The organism is Streptomyces sp. NPDC042100 (assembly GCF_055582325.1).
The window spans coordinates 135,393-154,844 of the sequence record NZ_JBVJDK010000012.1 but is presented as its reverse complement, the minus strand read 5'-3'; the positions used below and the strand labels follow the sequence as shown (position 1 = coordinate 154,844).

Annotated in this window: 13 protein-coding genes; 7 read left to right on the top strand and 6 right to left on the bottom strand. The window is 73.2% G+C overall.

Features of this window, described 5'->3' with window-relative positions:
* Positions 1 to 23: 23 nt before the first annotated feature.
* The gene (glgP, locus tag ACZ6J5_RS26285; RefSeq protein WP_469395480.1) at positions 24 to 2,567 is read right to left on the bottom strand and encodes an alpha-glucan family phosphorylase; all 2,544 of its coding nucleotides are present in this window, start codon (positions 2,565 to 2,567) and stop codon (positions 24 to 26) included.
* Between the two features lie 380 nt (positions 2,568 to 2,947).
* Here glgP and ACZ6J5_RS26280 point away from each other — a divergent pair, with 380 nt between their 5' ends.
* From ACZ6J5_RS26280 to glgB, 4 genes are all read left to right on the top strand, one after another.
* Entirely contained in the window at positions 2,948 to 4,942 is a 1,995-nt protein-coding gene (locus ACZ6J5_RS26280; RefSeq protein WP_469395478.1) for an alpha-1,4-glucan--maltose-1-phosphate maltosyltransferase, read from the top strand.
* Positions 4,939 to 6,651: a maltose alpha-D-glucosyltransferase gene (gene treS, locus ACZ6J5_RS26275; protein ID WP_469395476.1), complete on the top strand. Its 1,713-nt coding sequence runs from the start codon at positions 4,939 to 4,941 to the stop codon at positions 6,649 to 6,651. Before ACZ6J5_RS26280 ends, treS begins: the two co-directional genes overlap by 4 nt.
* Positions 6,652 to 6,884: 233 nt before the next feature.
* On the top strand, positions 6,885 to 8,237 hold the full coding sequence (locus ACZ6J5_RS26270) for a maltokinase N-terminal cap-like domain-containing protein (protein WP_469395474.1): 1,353 nt from the start codon (positions 6,885 to 6,887) through the stop codon (positions 8,235 to 8,237).
* A 136-nt stretch (positions 8,238 to 8,373) separates the two neighbouring features.
* Entirely contained in the window at positions 8,374 to 10,647 is a 2,274-nt protein-coding gene (gene glgB, locus ACZ6J5_RS26265) for a 1,4-alpha-glucan branching enzyme (protein ID WP_469395472.1), read from the top strand.
* Here the strand turns inward: glgB and ACZ6J5_RS26260 are convergent.
* The 4 genes from ACZ6J5_RS26260 to ACZ6J5_RS26245 all read right to left on the bottom strand — a co-directional run bounded on the left by ACZ6J5_RS26260 (position 10,634) and on the right by ACZ6J5_RS26245 (position 14,370).
* On the bottom strand, positions 10,634 to 12,883 hold the full coding sequence (locus ACZ6J5_RS26260) for a HelD family protein (protein ID WP_469395470.1): 2,250 nt from the start codon (positions 12,881 to 12,883) through the stop codon (positions 10,634 to 10,636). The genes glgB and ACZ6J5_RS26260 overlap by 14 nt on opposite strands.
* A 172-nt stretch (positions 12,884 to 13,055) precedes the next feature.
* Positions 13,056 to 13,403 carry a thioredoxin family protein gene (locus ACZ6J5_RS26255; RefSeq protein ID WP_469395468.1) on the bottom strand — a complete coding sequence of 116 codons (348 nt, stop codon included), beginning with the start codon at positions 13,401 to 13,403 and terminating at the stop codon, positions 13,056 to 13,058.
* Positions 13,400 to 13,801, bottom strand: a complete 402-nt coding sequence (locus ACZ6J5_RS26250) for a MerR family transcriptional regulator (RefSeq protein WP_469395466.1) — start codon at positions 13,799 to 13,801, stop codon at positions 13,400 to 13,402. The genes ACZ6J5_RS26255 and ACZ6J5_RS26250 overlap by 4 nt, the downstream gene beginning before the upstream one ends.
* 47 nt (positions 13,802 to 13,848) lie before the next feature.
* Positions 13,849 to 14,370 carry an Lrp/AsnC family transcriptional regulator gene (locus ACZ6J5_RS26245; RefSeq protein ID WP_469395464.1) on the bottom strand — a complete coding sequence of 174 codons (522 nt, stop codon included), beginning with the start codon at positions 14,368 to 14,370 and terminating at the stop codon, positions 13,849 to 13,851.
* Positions 14,371 to 14,414: 44 nt separating this feature from the next.
* Here ACZ6J5_RS26245 and ACZ6J5_RS26240 point away from each other — a divergent pair, with 44 nt between their 5' ends.
* The 3 genes from ACZ6J5_RS26240 (at position 14,415) to ACZ6J5_RS26230 (ending at position 17,852) form a co-directional block, all read left to right on the top strand.
* The gene (locus ACZ6J5_RS26240) at positions 14,415 to 15,389 is read left to right on the top strand and encodes an NAD-dependent epimerase/dehydratase family protein (RefSeq protein WP_469395462.1); all 975 of its coding nucleotides are present in this window, start codon (positions 14,415 to 14,417) and stop codon (positions 15,387 to 15,389) included.
* On the top strand, positions 15,386 to 16,267 hold the full coding sequence (locus ACZ6J5_RS26235) for an aldo/keto reductase (RefSeq protein WP_469395455.1): 882 nt from the start codon (positions 15,386 to 15,388) through the stop codon (positions 16,265 to 16,267). Before ACZ6J5_RS26240 ends, ACZ6J5_RS26235 begins: the two co-directional genes overlap by 4 nt.
* Positions 16,268 to 16,379: 112 nt before the next feature.
* Complete coding sequence (locus ACZ6J5_RS26230; protein ID WP_469395453.1) at positions 16,380 to 17,852, top strand: glycoside hydrolase family 16 protein; 1,473 nt, start codon at positions 16,380 to 16,382, stop codon at positions 17,850 to 17,852.
* Positions 17,853 to 18,009: 157 nt separating this feature from the next.
* On the opposite strand, the gene ACZ6J5_RS26225 is transcribed toward ACZ6J5_RS26230, so the two are convergent.
* Positions 18,010 to 19,371 (bottom strand): cation:dicarboxylate symporter family transporter, encoded by a 1,362-nt coding sequence (locus tag ACZ6J5_RS26225; protein WP_469395451.1) that lies wholly within the window; start codon positions 19,369 to 19,371, stop codon positions 18,010 to 18,012.
* Positions 19,372 to 19,452 lie beyond the last annotated feature (81 nt).

The window sequence follows — 19,452 nt, the reverse complement described above, 5'->3', positions numbered from 1 at the left end:
GGCCGGGCTCGGGCCGGGGCGTCCTAGCGCAGGAGCACTCCGCCGTTGTCGCCGCCGGTCTCCGTCGGGAGGGCGACCAGGCCCGGCTCGGCCGGGTGGGCGAGCAGGGGGTGGGCGGGCAGCACCCGGACGGTGCAGCCGAAGGGGCCGGTGCGGTCCAGGGAGAGGGTGCCGCCGTAGGGGACGCGCCCCTCCAGGTCGGGGCCTCCGGTGGGCTTGAGGACGGTGGCGCGGGGGTCGAGGAGGCGGTCGTCGGGGTCCACCCGGCCGGTGACGGCCTGCACCTCGACGTCCTCGGGGGTGAGCTCGCCGAGCGCGACCCGGACCCGGACGGCGGGGGTGGCGCCGAGTTCGGCGTCCTCCAGGCCGTCGCCGATCTCGACGTGGTCGACGGACACCTTCGGCCAGCCGCCGCGCACCCGGGCCTTCCAGTCGGCGAGCGCGCGGGCCCCGGCGGGGCCGAGCGCCCGGTGGGCCTCGGCGGCGGGCGCGTAGAGCCGGGTCACGTACTCCTTGACCATCCGGTCGGCGAGCACCTTGGGGCCGAGGTCGCGCAGGGTGCGCCGGACCATGGTGGTCCAGCCGGAGGGCACCCCGTCGGGGCCCCGGTCGTAGAAGCGGGGGGCGACCCGGCGCTCGATCAGCTCGTAGAGCGCGGCGGCCTCCAGGTCGTCGCGGCGGTCCTCGTCGAGGGCCGCGGCGCCGTCGGCGGTGGGGATGGCCCAGCCGAAGTCGGGCTCGAACCACTCGTCCCACCAGCCGTCCAGGACGGAGAGGTTGAGGCAGCCGTTGAGCGCGGCCTTCATGCCGCTGGTGCCGCAGGCCTCCAGGGGGCGCAGCGGGTTGTTGAGCCAGACGTCGCAGCCGGGGTAGAGGCCGCGGGCCATGCCCATGCCGTAGTCGGGCAGGAAGACGATCCGGTGACGCACCCGGGGGTCGTCGGCGAAGCGGACGAGTTCCTGGACGAGCCGCTTGCCGCCGTCGTCGGCGGGGTGGGCCTTGCCGGCGACGACGAGCTGCACGGGCCGCTCGGGGTGGAGCAGCAGGGCGCGCAGCCGGTCCTTGTCGCGCAGCATCAGGGTGAGCCGCTTGTACGAGGGGACCCGGCGGGCGAAGCCGATGGTGAGGACCTCGGGGTCGAGGACGGTGTCGGTCCAGCCGAGTTCGGCGGCGGCGGCGCCGCGCTGCCGCCAGGAGGCCCGGACCCGGCGGCGGACGTCGGTGACGAGCCGTTCGCGCAGGGTGCGGCGGAGCTCCCAGAGGGCGCGGTCGTCGGCGTCGGGGGCGAGCCGGGCGACCTCGGGTGCGGTCCAGGTGGGGGCGTGGACGCCGTTGGTGATGGAGGTGAGGGGGATCTCCTCGCCGTCGAAGCCGGGCCAGAGGCCGGCGAACATGGCGCGGCTGACGGAGCCGTGGAGGGTGGAGACGCCGTTGGCGCGCTGGGCGAGCCGCAGGCCCATGGCGGCCATGTTGAAGACGCCGGGTTCGCCGCCGAGGGCGGTCTCGTCGCCGAGGGCGAGGATCCGGCCGGTGTCGAGGCCGGGGAGTTCGCCGTCCTCGCCGAGGTGGCGGGCGACCAGGGCGCGGTCGAAGCGGTCGATGCCGGCGGGGACGGGGGTGTGGGTGGTGAAGACGGTGCCGGCCCGGACGGTCTCCAGGGCGGTGTCGAAGTCGAGCCCCCGCCCGGCGAGTTCGCGGATGCGTTCGAGTCCGAGGAGGCCGGCGTGGCCCTCGTTGGTGTGGAAGACCTCGGGCGCGGGGGTGCCGGTGAGCCGGCACCAGGTGCGGACGGCGCGGACGCCGCCGATGCCGAGGAGCATCTCCTGGAGCAGCCGGTGCTCGCTGCCGCCGCCGTAGAGCCGGTCGGTGACCTCGCGTTCGCCGGGGGCGTTCTCCTCGACGTCGGAGTCGAGCATGAGCAGCGGGACCCGGCCGACCTGCGCGACCCACAGGTGGGCGTGGAGGCTGCGTCCGCCGGGCAGGGCGAGGGTGATCCGGGCGGGGGTGCCGTCGGGCTCGCGGAGCAGCGTGACGGGGAGCTCGCCGGGGTCGAGGACCGGGTAGTGCTCCTGCTGCCAGCCGTCGCGGGAGAGGGACTGGCGGAAGTAGCCATGGCGGTAGAGGAGTCCGACGCCGATGAGCGGGACGCCGAGGTCGCTGGCGGCCTTGAGGTGGTCGCCGGCGAGGATGCCGAGGCCGCCGGAGTACTGGGGCAGGGCGGCGGTGACGCCGAACTCGGGCGAGAAGTACGCGATCGAGGCGGGCGGTTCGCCGCTCTGGCGCTGGTACCAGCGGGGCTCGTGGAGGTAGCGGTCGAGCTCCTCGGCGGCGGCCCGCAGCCGGGCCTGGAAGTCCTGGTCGGCGGCGAGCGCTTGGAGCCGTCCGGCGTCGATGGCGCCGAGCACGCGGACGGGGTCGCCCTCGGCGTGGCCGAGCGGGTCGAGGGAGTCGAAGAGTTCGCGGGTGGGTTCGTGCCAGGACCAGCGCAGGTTGCGCGCCAGGTCGGCGAGGGGTCGAAGGGTGTCGGGGAGGACGGGGCGCACGGTGAATCGACGGATTGCCTTCACGTGTTCCACCTTCGCAGGAGGTGACGGAGCGGAGCGGAAGCACCACGCTGTGCGCCCGCGGTTCCGTCGGTGAGGCTAGGGCCCGCGCGGGGGCGGGGGAAACCGGCCCCGCCCGACAAGGAGCGGGCGGATTTCTTGTCCGGGACATGTTCTTGCCGGTCCGGCTACGCCCTAGTAGTTAACAAAGCGCCGGATTGCCCAACCGAAAACCGTGGGAAGGCTCCTCTCCGTACCCCTTCTTACTCCTTCCAGACCCGCCATCCGAGTGAACGCGCACAGGAGCGGTCATGCCCGCAACCCGCCGGCCGTCGACGGAGCTAGAAAGAGCGCACCACCACCCGCACCCCCGCAAACCGTCAGGTGATGCCGTGAATCCGCTCATGGGACGCATTCCCGTACTGGACGTCCGCCCCTCGGTCGACTGTGGCCGCCGCCCCGCCAAGGCGGTGGTGGGCGAGACCTTCGAGGTCACGGCCACCGTCTTCCGCGAAGGGCACGACGCCGTCGCCGCCAACGTGGTGCTGCGCGGCCCGGCCGGCCGGCCGGGCCCCTGGACCCCGATGCGCGAACTGGCCCCCGGCACCGACCGGTGGGGCGCCGAGGTCACCCCGGACGCCGAGGGCGACTGGTCGTACACGGTCGAGGCCTGGAGCGATCCGCTGGCCACCTGGCGGCACACCGCGCGGATCAAGATCCCGGCGGGGATCGACTCGGAGCTGGTCCTCGCGGAGGGCGCGCTGCTGCACGAGCGGGCCGCGAAGGGCGTGCCGAAGAAGGGCGGCGGCCGGGAGGCGGTGCTGGCGGTCGCGGACACGCTGCGCGACGAGTCCCGGCCGGCCGCGGTGCGGCTGGCGGCGGCGCTCGCCCCGCGCGTGCTGGAGACGCTGGAGCGGCATCCGCTGCGGGAGCTGCTGTCGGCCTCGCCGGCGCTGCCGGTGCGGGTCGAGCGGGAGCGGGCGCTGTTCGGCTCCTGGTACGAGTTCTTCCCGCGCTCCGAGGGGGTGCGCACGGTGCGCGGCCGGACGGTGCCGGGGAACTTCCGCACGGCGGCCGAGCGGCTGCCGGCGATCGCGGCGATGGGCTTCGACGTGGTCTACCTGCCGCCGATCCATCCGATCGGCGTCACCCACCGCAAGGGCCCGAACAACTCGCTGTCGGCGAGCCCGGAGGACGTGGGCGTGCCGTGGGCGATCGGCTCGCCGGAGGGCGGGCACGACGCGGTCCACCCGGAGCTGGGCACCATCGAGGACTTCGACGCCTTCGTGGCGCGGGCGCGGGAGCTGCGGCTGGAGGTCGCGCTGGACTTCGCGCTCCAGTGCTCGCCGGACCACCCGTGGGTGGAGAAGCACCCGGAGTGGTTCAGCCACCGCCCGGACGGCTCGATCGCGTACGCGGAGAACCCGCCGAAGAAGTACCAGGACATCTATCCGATCGACTTCGACGGGGCCGGCGACGGCATGGACGGGATCGTCGCGGAGACGGTCCGGGTGCTCCGGCACTGGATGGACCACGGGGTGCGGATCTTCCGGGTGGACAACCCGCACACCAAGCCGGTGGTGTTCTGGGAGCGGGTGCTGGGCGAGGTGAACCGGACGGACCCGGACGTCATCTTCCTCGCGGAGGCCTTCACCCGGCCGGCGCTGATGCGGACCCTGGGCACGGTCGGCTTCCAGCAGTCGTACACCTACTTCACCTGGCGCAACACCAAGGAGGAGCTCACGGAGTACCTGACCGAACTCTCCGGGGAGGCCGCCGCGCACATGCGGCCGAACTTCTTCGTGAACACCCCGGACATCCTGCACGCCTACCTCCAGACCGGCGGCCGGCCGGCCTTCGAGGTGCGGGCGGTGCTCGCCGCCACCCTCTCGCCCACCTGGGGCATGTACGCCGGGTACGAGCTGTGCGAGGGCACCCCGCTGCGGGACGGCAGCGAGGAGTACCTGGACTCGGAGAAGTACCAACTCAAGCCCCGTGACTGGGAGTCGGCGGAGCGCTCGGGGGCCTCGATCGCCCCGCTGATCACCTCCCTGAACCGGATCAGGCGGCGCCACCCGGCGCTGCGCCGGCTGCGGAACCTGACCTTCCACACGACCGGCAACGAGGCCGTGATCGCGTACTCCAAGCGCAGCGGTTCGAACATCGTTCTGGTGGTCGCCAACCTCGACCCCCACCACACCCAGGAGGCCACGGTCTCGTTGGACATGCCGGAACTCGGCCTGGACTGGCACGAGACCGTGCCGGTGCGCGACGAGCTCACCGGCGAGACCTATCACTGGGGCAGGCACGCCTACGTGCGCCTAGAGCCGGGCGTCACGCCCGCGCACGTACTCGTCCTGCGACCGTCCCCGCAGACCGGAGGGTCACCCACATCATGACTGTCAACGAACCCGTCCCCGACACCTTCGAGGACACCCCCGCCAAGGACCGCGATCCCGACTGGTTCAAGCGGGCGGTCTTCTACGAGGTCCTGGTCCGCTCCTTCCAGGACAGCAACGGAGACGGAGTAGGCGATCTGAAGGGCATCACGTCCCGCCTGGACTACCTCCAGTGGCTGGGCGTCGACTGCCTCTGGCTGCCGCCGTTCTTCAGGTCCCCGCTGCGGGACGGCGGCTACGACGTCGCCGACTACACCTCCGTGCTGCCCGAGTTCGGCGACCTCGCCGACTTCGTGGAGTTCGTGGACGCCGCGCACGCCCGCGGGATGCGCGTGATCATCGACTTCGTCATGAACCACACCAGCGACCAGCACCCGTGGTTCCAAGAGTCCCGCAGCGACCCGGACGGACCCTACGGGGACTACTACGTCTGGGCCGACGACGACAAGCAGTACGCGGACGCCCGGATCATCTTCGTCGACACGGAGAGCTCCAACTGGACCTTCGACCCGGTCCGCAAGCAGTACTACTGGCACCGCTTCTTCTCCCACCAGCCGGATCTCAACTACGAGAACCCGAAGGTGCAGGAGGAGATCATGTCCGCGCTGCGCTTCTGGCTGGACCTGGGGATCGACGGCTTCCGGCTGGACGCGGTGCCGTACCTGTACCAGCAGGAGGGCACCAACTGCGAGAACCTGCCCGCGACCCACACCTTCCTCAAGCGGGTCCGCAAGGAGATCGACGAGCACTACCCCGACACGGTGCTGCTCGCCGAGGCGAACCAGTGGCCCGAGGACGTCGTCGACTACTTCGGCGACTTCCGTTCCGGCGGCGACGAGTGCCACATGGCCTTCCACTTCCCGGTCATGCCGCGCATCTTCATGGCGGTCCGGCGCGAGTCCCGCCACCCGGTCTCCGAGATCCTGGCGAAGACCCCGCAGATCCCCTCCGGCTGCCAGTGGGGCATCTTCCTGCGCAACCACGACGAGCTGACCCTGGAGATGGTCACCGACGAGGAGCGCGACTACATGTACGCCGAGTACGCCAAGGACCCGCGGATGCGGGCCAACATCGGCATCCGGCGCCGCCTCGCCCCGCTCCTCGACAACGACCGCAAGCAGATGGAGCTGTTCACCGCGCTGCTCTTCTCGCTGCCGGGCTCCCCGGTGCTGTACTACGGCGACGAGATCGGCATGGGCGACAACATCTGGCTGGGCGACCGGGACGGGGTGCGCACCCCGATGCAGTGGACGCCCGACCGCAACGCGGGCTTCTCCTCCTGCGACCCGGGGCGGCTCTACCTCCCGGCCATCATGGACCCGGTCCACGGCTACCAGGTGACCAACGTGGAGGCGGGGATGGCCTCGCCGTCCTCGCTGCTGCACTGGACGAAGCGGATGATCGAGATCCGTAAGCAGAACCGTGCCTTCGGGACCGGGACGTACACGGAGCTGCCCTCGACCAACCCGGCGGTGCTGGCCTTCCTCCGCGAGACCACCCCCGAGGAGGGACTCGACGCCGACCTCGTGCTGTGCGTGAACAACTTCGCCCGGCACGCCCAGCCGACCGAGCTGGACCTGCGCCGATTCGACGGGGTGCGGCCGGTGGAGCTGATCGGCGGGGTGGAGTTCCCGGCCATCGGCCAGCTCCCGTATCTGCTCACCCTCGCCGGGCACGGGTTCTACTGGTTCCGCCTCAAGCGGTCCTGAAGTACCGTCGATTCAGTTCTGTCCCGTGCGGGACGGTTTCCCCCGTCCCGCACAGGGAACTGTGTCCCACACACGATTCAGGTCCATACGGGCCTTCTTGCCGGGCCCATACGGATCTTCCCCTTCCGACACGTCCCGCACAGCCGGACAGCCGAAGCCGCCATCCGGGACACTCTGCGCATTTGAACGCATACGAAAGCCGCTTGCGCACCCCGGGGAAAGGACGCGATGCCATGCCGGAGACCGCCGCATCCACCTTCCGGGCACCGGACGCCCTCCTCCCGTCACTCACCCCCCTGCTCCACGGCTGGCTGCCCCGGCAGCGGTGGTTCGCGGGCAAGGGCCGCCGGGTCACCGGATTCACCCTGGACGCGGCCACGGAGCTGCTGCCGCTGGACGGCACCGGCCCCGGACTGCTCCATCTGCTCGTACGGGTCGAACAGCCCGGCCGCCCGGCCGGAACACCCGCCGACTGCTACCAGTTGCTCCTCGGCGTGCGGCCCCAGCTGCCGCCGCGCCTCGCCCCCGCCCTGATCGGGCGGATCCGGCAGGGCCCGCTCGCCGGCCGGGCCGTCTACGAGGGGCTGCGCGACCCGCGGCTCGCCGGACTGCTCTGGGAGCGGCTGCGCGCCCCGGGCCGGATCGGCCCGCTGAACTTCCGCGCCACCGCGCCACTGCCGCCCGCCCTTGCCCCCCGGATGCTCGACGCCGAGCAGTCCAACTCGTCTCTCGTCTATGGAGATTCGTTCATCCTGAAGATCTTCCGGCGGGTCAGCCCCGGCGCCAACCCGGACCTGGAGCTGCCGCTGGCGCTGGCCGGGGCGGGCTGCGCCCGGGTGCCCGCGCCGGTCGCCTGGTTCGAGACGGGCGCGGCGACCCTCGGGGTGCTCCAGCCCTATCTGCGGGACTCCCGGGACGGCTGGCGGCTCGCGCTCGACGCGCTGGCCGACGGGCGGGAGTTCACCGACGAGGCCGCCGCGCTCGGCCGGGCCACCGCCGAGGTGCACCTGGCGCTCGCCGCCGCGCTGCCCACCGAGCGGCCGCACCCGGCCAGGTCCCGCCGGCTCGCGGCCGCCATGGACGCGCGGCTGCACGCCGCCGCGCAGGCCGTCCCGGCGCTGCTCCCCCATGTGCCGGGGCTGCGCGCGGTCTTCGGGGCGGCGGCGGACGCGCTGGGGGCGGGCCGGCTCCAGCGGATCCACGGCGATCTGCACCTGGGCCAGACCCTGCGGGGCGCCGACGGGGCCTGGGCCGTGATCGACTTCGAGGGGGAGCCGGCGAAGCCGCTGGACGAGCGGCGCAGCCCGCAGCCCACCGTGCGCGACATCGCCGGAATGCTCCGCTCCTTCGACTACGCGGCCCGCACCCACCGCCCGTGGAACGCGGAGTGGGCGGCCCGCTGCCGGGCCGCGTACTGCGCCGGCTACGCGGAGGCCGCGGGTGCCGACCCCCGCGACGACCCGGCGCTGCTGCGCGCCTACGAGACGGACAAGGCGGTCTACGAGGTGGTGTACGAGGCCCGGCACCGCCCCGACTGGCTGCCGGTGCCGATGGCCGCCATCGAGCGCCTGGCGCGCCGCGCGTGACCCCGTTCGGCCGAGCCGGCCGGACCCTGGACCTGCGAGATGTCCGACTTGCCCCGTTCAGCGGAGTTTCCCCCGGCCGCGCCGGGCCGTTGCGTACGCGTACCCCCCTTCCCCTCGCCCTCCAGGAGGCACCCCGGTGACCCCCCGACCCGCAGGCAAGACGGCAGGCAGCACGCGGCAGGCGCCACCGCTGGACCCCGGCGACCGGGCCAGGCTGCTCGCCGGAGAGCACCACGACCCGCACGGGGTGCTCGGCGCCCACCCGGTCAAGGGCGGGATCGCGGTGCGGGTGCTCCGCCCGTGGGCGAAGGCGGTGACCCTGCTGCTGCCGAAGGACCGGCGGGTCCCGCTCCACGACGAGGGCGACGGGCTGTTCTCCGGGCTCGTCCCGCTGCTGCGCAAGGTGCCGGAGTACCGGCTGCTGGTGCGGTACGGCGACCCCGGAGGCACGGACGACACGGACGGCACGGACGGCACGGACGAGCTGCTCCTGGAGGACCCGTACCGCTTCCTGCCCGCCCTCGGCGAGCTCGATCTGCACCTGATCGGCGAGGGCCGGCACGAGGAGCTGTGGACGGCGCTCGGCGCCCGGGTGATGACCCACCAGGGCACCGCCGGCACCCGCTTCACCGTGTGGGCGCCGAACGCCCGCGGGGTGCGGGTCACCGGCGACTGGACGTACTGGGACGGCGGTGCGCTGCCGATGCGCTCGCTCGGCTCCACGGGCGTCTGGGAGCTGTTCGTGCCGGGGGTCGGCGAGGGCGCCCTGTACAAGTTCGACATCGCCCGCCCGGACGGCTCGCGCACGGTCCGGGCCGACCCGATGGCCCGGCGCACCGAGTGCCCGCCGAACACCGCCTCGGTGGTGACCGACGACCACCACGTGTGGGGCGACGCCGAGTGGATGGCGCGGCGCGGGGCCCGGCCGCACCACGAGGCGCCGCTGTCGGTGTACGAGCTGCACCTGCCGTCCTGGCGGCCGGGGCTCTCCTACCGGCAGCTCGCCGAGCAGCTCCCGGCGTACGTGCGCGACCTCGGCTTCACCCACGTGGAGTTCATGGCGGTCGCCGAGCACCCCTTCCACGGCTCCTGGGGCTACCAGGTCACCGGCTTCTACGCGCCGACCGCCCGGCTCGGCACCCCCGACGACTTCCGCTTCCTGGTGGACGCGCTGCACCAGGCGGGCATCGGGGTGCTGATGGACTGGGTGCCGGCGCACTTCCCGCGCGACGACTGGGCGCTCGCCGAGTTCGACGGGCGCCCGCTGTACGAGCACGAGGACCCGCGCCGCTCGGCCCATCCCGACTGGGGGACGCTGGAGTTCGACTACGGGCGCAAGGAGGTGCGCAACTTCCTGGTGGCCAACGCCGTGTACTGGTGCGAGCGCTACCACCTGGACGGGCTGCGGGTCGACGCGGTCGCCTCGATGCTCTACCTGGACTACTCGCGGGAGCACGGCGAGTGGCTGCCGAACGAGTTCGGCGGGCGGGAGAACCTGGACGCGGTGGCCTTCCTCCAGGAGATGAACGCCACCGTGTACAAGCGCTGCCCCGGGGTCGTCACCTTCGCGGAGGAGTCCACCGCCTGGGACGGGGTGACCCGGCCGACCGACCAGGTGGGCCCGGGCGGCTTCGGCGGGCTCGGCTTCGGCCTGAAGTGGAACATGGGCTGGATGCACGACTCCCTCGGCTACGTCGGCAGGGAGCCGGTGCACCGCAAGTACCACCACCACGAGATGACCTTCTCGATGGTGTACGCGTACAGCGAGAACTACATCCTGCCGATCTCCCACGACGAGGTGGTGCACGGCAAGCGGTCGCTGGTGTCGAAGATGCCGGGCGACTGGTGGCGGCAGCGCGCCGACCACCGCGCCTATCTCGGCTTCATGTGGGCCCACCCCGGCAAGCAACTGCTCTTCATGGGGCAGGAGTTCGCGCAGGGGGCGGAGTGGTCGGCGGACCACGGTCCGGACTGGTGGCTGCTCGACCCCTCGTACGGGGCGGAGGCCGACCACCGGGGGGTGCGGGACCTGGTGCGGGACCTCAACACGGTGTACGCGGCGACCCCTGCGCTGTGGGAGCGGGACACCTCGCCCGAGGGCTTCCAGTGGGTGGTGGGCGACGCCGCCGAGGACAACGTCTTCGCCTTCCTCCGCTTCGACGCGATCGGCTCCCCGCTGCTCGCGGTGTGCAACTTCTCCCCGGTGGTGCGGCACGACTACCGGCTCGGCGTGCCGGACTCCTTCGCCGCCTGGACGGAGGTGCTGAACACGGACGCGGCCCGGTACGGCGGCGGGGACGTGGTGGGCACCGACCCGGTGAAGACCGAGTCGGTGCCGTGGCACGGGCGGTCCGCCAGCCTGCGGATGACGCTGCCGCCGCTGGCGACGGTCTGGCTCAGGCCGGCCTGATCACGCCCAGCCGCTGGGTGGCCCGGGTGAGCGCCACGTACAGGTCGTTGGCCCCGTGCGTGGCGCCGTCCCGGATGCCGTCGGGGTCGACGACGAGGACGGTGTCGAACTCCAGGCCCTTGGCCTGGCGCGGGTCCAGCAGCACGACCGGCCGGGTGAGGTCGGGCTTCGGCCCGTACGAGGCGTCCGGGAGCGCCGCGAGCAGCGCCGGGTGGCGGGCGGGCGGGGCGATGACCGCGAGCCGCCCCGCCGTGCCGCGCTCGGCGGCGACCGCGGCGGCGGTCTCCCGCACCGGGTCCGCGACGGTCCGGTCCCAGGGCTCGACGCCGGTGGAGCGGACCGAGCGGGGCGGCTCGAAGTCCGGGTCGGCGGCCCGCCGGGCCTCGGCGGCGACGGCCATGATCTCGGCCGGGGTGCGGTAGTTGACGCCGAGCCGGACGAGCTCCCAGCGGTCCTCGACGTACGGGGCGAGGATCTCCGTCCAGGAGCCGACGCCGGCCGGGTCGCCGGTCTGCGCGGGGTCGCCGACGAGGGTCATGGAGCGGGTGGGGCTGCGCCGCATCAGGAGCCGCCAGGCCATCGCGGAGAGCTCCTGGGCCTCGTCGACGATGATGTGCCCGAAGGCCCAGGTGCGGTCGGCGGCGGCGCGCTCGGCGGCGCTGCGGTGGTCGGCCTCCTCGTGCCGGTCGGCGAAGCGCTCGGCGTCGATGACGTCGTGCGCGGAGAGCACCTCGGAGGCGTCCTTGTCGAGCTCCTCCTTGTCCTCGAACTCGTAGGTGCGGGAGGCGAAGGAGACGTCGAGGACGCCCTGCGCGTACTGGATCCGCTTCTGCCGCTCGGCCTCCTCGGCGGCGCGGGCGGCGGAGTCGTCCTCGCCGAGGAGCTCGGCGGCCTCGTCGAGCAGGGGGACGTCGGCGGGGGTCCAGGGGCCGCCGTCGCGGCGGATCGCGTCGAGCCCGGCCTCGTCGAGGCGGGTGGGGTCGGCGAGGTAGTCGGCGAGGAACGCCTGCGGGGTGAGCTCGGGCCAGAGGGTGTCGAGGGCGCTGTGCACCTCGGGGTTGGCGGCGATGCCCTTGGCGAGCAGGGCGCGGTCGTCGGGGCCGAGGAAGTTGGGGCCGCCGTAGGGGTCGGCGCCGATCCGGTCGGCGAGCTGCTCGGCCAGGGCGTCGAGGACGTGGAAGACGAAGTAGGGGCGGGCCAGGTTGTGCGGGAGGAAGGTCTCGCGGGCCTTGTGGCGGGCTTCGAGGGCCATGTCCCAGTCGATGACCAGGTCGCCGTCCTCGTGCGGGACGGTCAGCGGCTCCTCGCGCGCGGGGACCCGCTGGCGGTCGCGGACGGCGGCGGCGAGGGCCCCGGCCATGGCGGCGGAGCCCTTGACGGCGGCGGCCTCGGGGGTGTCCGTGCCGGTGGCGCGGACACCGGGGAAGAGCTCGCCGGGGGTGGCGAGCAGGACGCCGGTCTCGCCGAGGGAGGGCAGCACGTTGCCGATGTAGCCGAGGAAGGCGGGGTTGGGGCCGACGATGAGCACGGCCCTCCTGGCGAGCTGCTCGCGGTGGGCGTAGAGGAGATAGGCCGCGCGGTGCAGGGCGACGGCGGTCTTGCCGGTGCCGGGACCGCCCTCGACGACGAGGACCCCGCGGTGCGGGGAGCGGATGATGCCGTCCTGTTCCGCCTGGATGGTCTGCACGATGTCGTGCATCCGCCCGGTGCGGGCGGCGTCGAGCGCGGCGAGCAGCACTTCGTCGGCGTCGCGGCTCTCGTGTCCGGTGCGGGTGGTGTCGGCGAGGTCGAGCACCTCGTCGTGGAGCGAGACGACCTCGCGGCCCCGGGTGGTGAGGTGCCTGCGGCGGCTGAGGCCCATGGGCTCGTAGCCGGTGGCGAGGTAGAAGGGCCGGGCGATCTCGGCGCGCCAGTCGACGACGAGCGGGGTGCGGTCCGGGCCGTCCTCGCGGATGCCGATGCGGCCGATGTGGTGGTCGCGCCCGTCCCGGAAGACGAGCCGGCCGAAGCAGAGGCCGGTCTCGCCCGCGTCGAGGGCGCCGAGCAGCCCGGACTGCTCGGCGACCAGCACGTCCCGCTCCAGGCGGGCCTGGGCGCTGCCCTCCCCGGAGGTGGCGAGCGCCCGCGCGACCCCGGCCTCGGCCTGTTCCCTCAGGTCGTCGAGTCGTGCGTAGAGCTCGGTGATGAATCGCTGCTCTTTCCGAAATTCCTCGGTCCGAAATTCCTCGCTTGACAATTCGACTCCCGGCGCGATACAGTGCGTTTAGTGACTTCTCCGCGTCTTTGTTGTGCCCAGACGCGGAATCTATCAATATACGCGACGCATCGCCCCGGCTGCCCATTCCAGCCGGGGTTTTCCGTGTCCGGGGGTGTCCGGGGGTGTCCGTGTCCGGGCGCGTTCTCGCCGGTCAGGCCCCGGCGGGCGCCAGGACGTCGGCCAGCTCCTCCAGGAGGCGCCGCTTCGGCCGGGCGCCCACGATCGACTTCACCGGCTCGCCCCCCACGAAGACCATCAGGGTCGGGGTGGCCAGCACCCCGTACCGCACGGTGGTCTCCGGATTGCGGTCCACGTCGATCTCGACGACCCGCAGCCGCTCCCCCTCCTCCGCCGCGATCGCGGCCAGCACCGGCTTCAGCTGCCGGCACGGCCCGCACCAGGTCGCCGTGAACTTCACCAGGACCGGCACCCCGGCCCCCAGGACCACGGCGGCGAAGTCCGCGTCCGTGACCTCGGCCACGCCCGTCGCGTACGTCATGACGTCTCTCCTCCCAGTTCGCATCTCGGTTCCGGGCCGCCGGGCAACTCCGCCTCGGCCCGCAGCAGCTGCGCCCCGACCTGGGCGCGCACCGCCGTCAGCTGCTCGATGAGCCCGTCCAGCTCCGCCAGCTTGCGCCGGTAGACGGCCAGCGACGCCGGGCAGGCGTCGCCCGCCGGGTGCCCGGCCCGCAGGCAGTCCACGAAGGGCCGGGTCTCCTCCAGGTCGAAGCCGAAGTCCTGGAGGGTCCGGATCTGCCGGAGCAGCCGCAGGTCGTCCTCGTCGTAGGAGCGGTAGCCGTTGTCCGTGCGCCGGGCGGGCAGGAGGCCCCGGGACTCGTAGTAGCGCAGAGTCCGCGTGGTCGTCCCGGCCCGCTCGGCGAGCTCGCCGATTCGCATGTCCCCGAACGTACGCCTTGACGCCGACGTCAAGGCAAGCGGGACGCTCAGGCGTCCGGCGGCAGCAGCGGCTTCCGCTCGACCGGCGAGGTCAGCACGATCGAGGTGGTGGTGCGGCCGAGCGCGGAGACCTGCTCCAGGACCTCCTCCAGGTGGACGGTGTCGGTGACGGCGACCTTGAGGATCCAGCAGTCCTCGCCCACCACGTGGTGCGCCTCGCGCAGTTCGGGGCGGGCCAGCAGCTCCAGGGTGCGGGGGTGCCTGAGGGTGTAGCCGCCGTGCGGGTTCACCCGGATGAAGGCCTGGATGCCGTAGCCGAGGCGGGCGGCGGAGACCTGGGCGCCGTAGCCGGTGACCGCGCCGCAGGACTCCAGGCGGCGGACCCGCTCGGCGACGGCGGCGGGGCTGAGCCGGACCCGGCGGCCGAGCTCGCTGAGCTTGATCCGGCCGTCGCTCTGGAGCAGGTCCAGGAGCTGCCGGTCGATGGGGTCGAAGGCGCCCGCCGTCGTTTCGACGGCGGCGGCGCGCGACGGCCGAGGTTCCTTCGGCGCGACGCCCTGAACTCCCATGAATCCCCCTTCAGATGGCGAGCGCACAACGTAACACTTGAGCCATGGACATTCTGATCATCGGCGGGAACCGCTATATCGGAAAGCGGCTGACAGCCCGCCTGCTGGACGCCGGCCACCGGATCACGGTGCTGAATCGCGGCTCTTCCGCGCCGGCCCCCGGAACCCTTCCGCTGATCGCCGACCGGAACGACGAGACGGCGCTGGAAAGGGCCCTGGCGGGCCGGGGATTCGACGTCGTGGTGGACCAGGTCTGCTACACCCCGCGCCAGGCGGAGATCGCCCGGCGGGTGTTCGCGGGGCGGACCCGGCGCTATCTGATGACCTCCACGGTGGAGGTGTACGGGTACGAGGACTCGGCCGTGCCGGTCGCCGAGGACGTCCTCGACCTGGCGTCGGTGGCGGTGGACACCGGACTGCCGTGGGAGGACCCGGAGTTCCTGGACGCGCACTACGGGGAGGGGAAGCGGCAGGCGGAGGCGGTGTTCGCGGGCGGCACGGCGTTCCCGTGGGCCTCGGTGCGGGTGGCCCACGTGCTGGGCGGCGCCGACGACTTCACCGGGCGGGTGGCGCACTACGCGCGCCGGATCCGGGCGGGCGAGCCGATCGCGGTGCCGCCGGTGAACCGGCCGGCGACCTATGTGTACGTGGAGGAGATCGCGGATTTCCTCGTCTGGGCCGTCGGGGCGGAATTCACCGGCCCGGTGAACGCGCACTCCCACGGGCCCCTGACGACCGCCGACATCTGCGCGGCGGTCGAATCCCGGGTGGGTGGGCGGACCGTTTTCGAGGAGGTCGAGGTGGGGACGCTCTCGCCCTTCTCTTTCACCCGCGGTTACGCGATGGACAATTCCCGCGCGGAAGGGCTCGGCTACCGGTTCCGGAATTCCTCGGAATGGCTCGCACGGGCGATCGCCGAGACCGTGGAGACGGACGCGGACACGGACGCGGCGGCGGAGGCGGGCCCGGCCACGGACACGGACGCGGACGCGGACAGCGGCGTCGAGGCGGGCGCGTGAGGCGGACCCGCACGCTCGGCGACGTCACGGTCGGCGCGGTGGGGCTCGGGGCGATGCCGCTGTCGATCGAGGGGCACCCCGAAGAGGCCCGCGCGGTGGCGACCGTCCACGCGGCGCTGGACGCGGGGGTGACCCTGCTCGACACGGCCGACTCCTACCACCCGCCGGGCGGGGAGCCCGGCGCGAACGAGCGGCTGGTGGCCCGCGCGCTGGCCGCGTACGGGGGCGGGCGGGACGCGGTGCTGGTGGCCACCAAGGGCGGCCGGGGCCGGAGGGCCGACGGCGGCTGGACCGTCGACGGACGCCCGGAGCACCTGCGGCGGGCGGCGGAGGCCTCGGCCCGCCGGCTGGGCGCCACCCCGCTCGGGCTGTACCAGCTGCACAAGCCGGACCCGGCCGTGCCGTACGCCGAATCCCTGGGCGCGCTGCGGGAGTTGCTGGACGCGGGGACGGTCCGGCTGGCCGGGGTGTCCAACGTGGACGCGGGGCAGATCCGGCTGGCCCGGGAGATCCTGGGCGAGCGGCTGGTGTCGGTGCAGAACCGCTACGCGCCGGGTGTCCGGGACGCCGGGCCCGAGCTGCGGCTCTGCGCGGAGCTGGGCCTGGCCTTCCTGCCGTGGAGCCCGCTGGGCGGCATCTCCCGCAGCTCCCTGGACGGCCCCTCGGCCCGGGACGAGGACCCCCGCCTCGGCGCCTTCCACCGGGTGGCGCGGGCGCGCGGGGTCAGCCCCCAGCGCGTCGCCCTCGCCTGGCTGCTGGCCCACCCGGGCCAGGTCCTCCCGATCCCGGGCGCGAGCCGCCCGGAGTCGGCCCGCGACTCGGCGCTGGCGGCGGAACTAGTGCTGACGGAAGCGGAGTTGGCGGAGCTCGGCCGGTGAGAGGTGAAGGCGCCGGACCCATTGACGGCGCCGGTGCCTTCACCTACAAAAGCATTCTGAGAGCGCTCTCACACCCCGCAGGCCCCCACGCCCCCCACCGGAGGTGCTCCCCTTGAGCCGCTTCAGCCGCGCCAGACGCACTCCCCTGCTCGCCTCCCTCCTCGCCGCCGCCCTCGCCGGCGGCGCCCTGCTCGGCGTCGGCGGCGCCGGGACCGCCAGCGGCGCCGTACCGCCCGCCCCGGGCTGGACGCTCCAGTGGAGCGACGACTTCGACGGGCCCGACCGCGCGCTGCCCGACGCGGGCCGCTGGCAGATCGACACGGGACACGCCTATCCCGGCGGCCCCGCGAACTGGGGCACGGGCGAGATCCAGGAGTACACCGCGAACCCGGACAACGTCCGGCTCGACGGCACCGGCAACCTGCGCATCACCCCGCTCAGGGACGCGGCGGGGAACTGGACCTCGGGCCGGATCGAGACCAGGCGGGCCGACTTCAAGGCCCCGGCCGGCGGCACCCTGCGCATCGAGGGCCGCGTTCAGATGCCGAACGTGACCGGTGACGCCGCCCTCGGCTACTGGCCGGCCTTCTGGGCGCTCGGCTCGCCGTACCGGGGCGACTACTGGAACTGGCCGGCCATCGGCGAGTTCGACATCATGGAGAACGTCAACGGCCTCGACTCCGTGTGGGGCGTGCTGCACTGCGGGGTGAACCCGGGCGGCCCCTGCGGCGAGACCACGGGCATCGGCGCGAGCCGCGCCTGCCCCGGTTCGACCTGCCAGTCCGGCTTCCACACGTACCGCTTCGAGTGGGACCGCTCGCTCTCGCCGAACGAGCTGCGCTGGTACGTGGACGGGCAGCTCTTCCACCGCGTGGACGAGGCCCGGGTCGGCGCCTCCGCCTGGGCCGGCCTGACCGGCCACGCGGGCTACTTCCTGCTGCTGAACCTGGCGGTCGGCGGAGCCTTCCCGGACGCGCTGGCGGGGCGGACGCCGACGGCCGCGACGGTGCCGGGGAAGCCGATGCTGGTCGACTACGTGGCCGTGTGGGCCAAGGGCGGCGGCTCCACCACCACGCCTCCGACGACCCCGCCGCCCACCACGCCCCCGCCGAGCGGTTCCCCCGCGCTCTACCTGCGCGGTGACGGCGGAGCCGGGGACGCGCAGGCGCCGGGCGGCACGGTCGCCCTCACCTCGGCCGGCGGCGCCAACCACGACGGGACACCCACGGCCGCCCGGGTCTTCACCTCGGGCCCGCTGACCCGGACGTACGACGGCGGAGCGACCCGCTTCGACCTCTTCGTGGACGCGGGCCCGGTCGTGGCCAACGGGCAGCAGGTGCGGGTGAGTTACGACCTCACCGGCGACGGGAGCTGGGACCGGGTGGAGACCTGGCGCTACTTCGCCACCGACCCCGTACCCGGCGACGAGCACTACACGGAGGCGGCCGGGCTCCGGTCGGCCACCGGCACCCTCGGGAACCTGGTGAACGGACGCGTGAAGATCGAGGTGTGGAACGCGATCGGGAACGGGCCCAGCAGCCTGGGCACCGGGAACCGCTCGGTGGTCCGCGTCCCGTTCGTCTAGGACCTGTCGTCACACTCCCGCCGTCACCCGGAGGGCGGCCTCGCGGCACCCGGCCCCGCCCCGCCGGCCGGAGACAGGGGGACTGGCCCCCGGCCGGGGGAACGGCCGGGGGCGGTCCTCCGGGGCCCGGATCCGGCTCAAGGCCCGGGAACCGGAGTCAGACGCCCGCGCGGGCGCGCTCCTCGCCGTCGTCGGCGCGGTCGCGCGGGTCCGGCACGGCGGGCGCGCCGTGGCCGTCGTCGACCAGGGTGGTCTCGTCGAAGGGGATGTTCCCGGCCAGCACCTCGGTCACCCGCGCCTTGTCGATCTCCTTGGTCCAGGTGCCGACGAGGACGGTGGCGACCGCGTTGCCCGCGAAGTTGGTGAGGGCGCGCGCCTCGCTCATGAAGCGGTCGATGCCGACGATCAGGCCGACGCCGTCGACCAGGTCGGGGCGGTGCGACTGGAGGCCGCCGGCCAGGGTGGCGAGTCCGGCGCCGGTGACGCCCGCCGCGCCCTTCGAGGCGATGATCATGAAGACGAGGAGGGAGATCTGTTCGCCCACCGAGAGCGGGTTGCCCATCGCCTCCGCGACGAAGAGCGAGGACATCGTCAGATAGATCGCGGTGCCGTCGAGGTTGAAGGAGTAGCCGGTCGGGACGGTGATGCCGACGACCGGCTTGCTCACGCCCAGGTGCTCCATCTTCGCGATCAGCCGAGGCAGCGCCGACTCCGAGGAGGAGGTGGAGAGGATCAGCAGGAACTCCCGGCCCAGGTACCTGAGCAGGGCGAAGACGCTCACCCCGGCCACCAGCCGCAGCAGCGCGCCGAGCACCACGAAGACGAAGAGCGCGCAGGTGACGTAGAAGCCGATCATGATGACGGCGAGCGACTTCAGGGCGTCCATGCCGGTCGCGCCGACCACCGCGGCGATCGCGCCGAAGGCGCCGACCGGGGCGACCCACATGATCATGGCGAGGATCCGGAAGACCAGCCGCTGGATGTGCCCGATGCCGCGCAGCACCGGCTCGCCCGCCGGGCCCATCGCCTGCAGCGCGAAGCCCGCGAGCAGGGCGACCAGCAGGGTCTGGAGCACCTCGCCCCCGGTGAAGGCGGAGACCAGGGTGGTCGGGATGATCCCGAGCAGGAAGTCGGCGGTGCCCTCGCTCGCCCCGGCCGCCTGCTTGGCGCCCGCCTCGGCGAGGTCCTTGGTGAGGTGCAGACCGGAGCCGGGCTCCAGGAAGTTGCCGACGACGAGGCCGATGGCGAGGGCCACCGTCGACATCACCAGGAAGTAGCCGAGGGCGAGCCCGCCGACGGCGCCGACCTTGGCGGCCTTGCGGACCGAACCGACGCCGAGCACGATCGTGCAGAAGATGATCGGCGAGATCATCATCTTGATCAGGCTGACGAAGCCGGTGCCGAGCGGCTTCAGCTCGACGGCGAAGCCGGGCGCCAGGAAGCCGACGGCGACGCCGAGCACGACGGCGCCGATGACGGCCAGATACAGATAGTGGGTGCGGTCCCGTCGTGCGGCCACGGGCTCCTCCTCGTACGCAGGGGTGGTCCACGTCCCGGTGGACCCCGCGACTATCCACCAGCGCTGTGACCGGGGTCACGC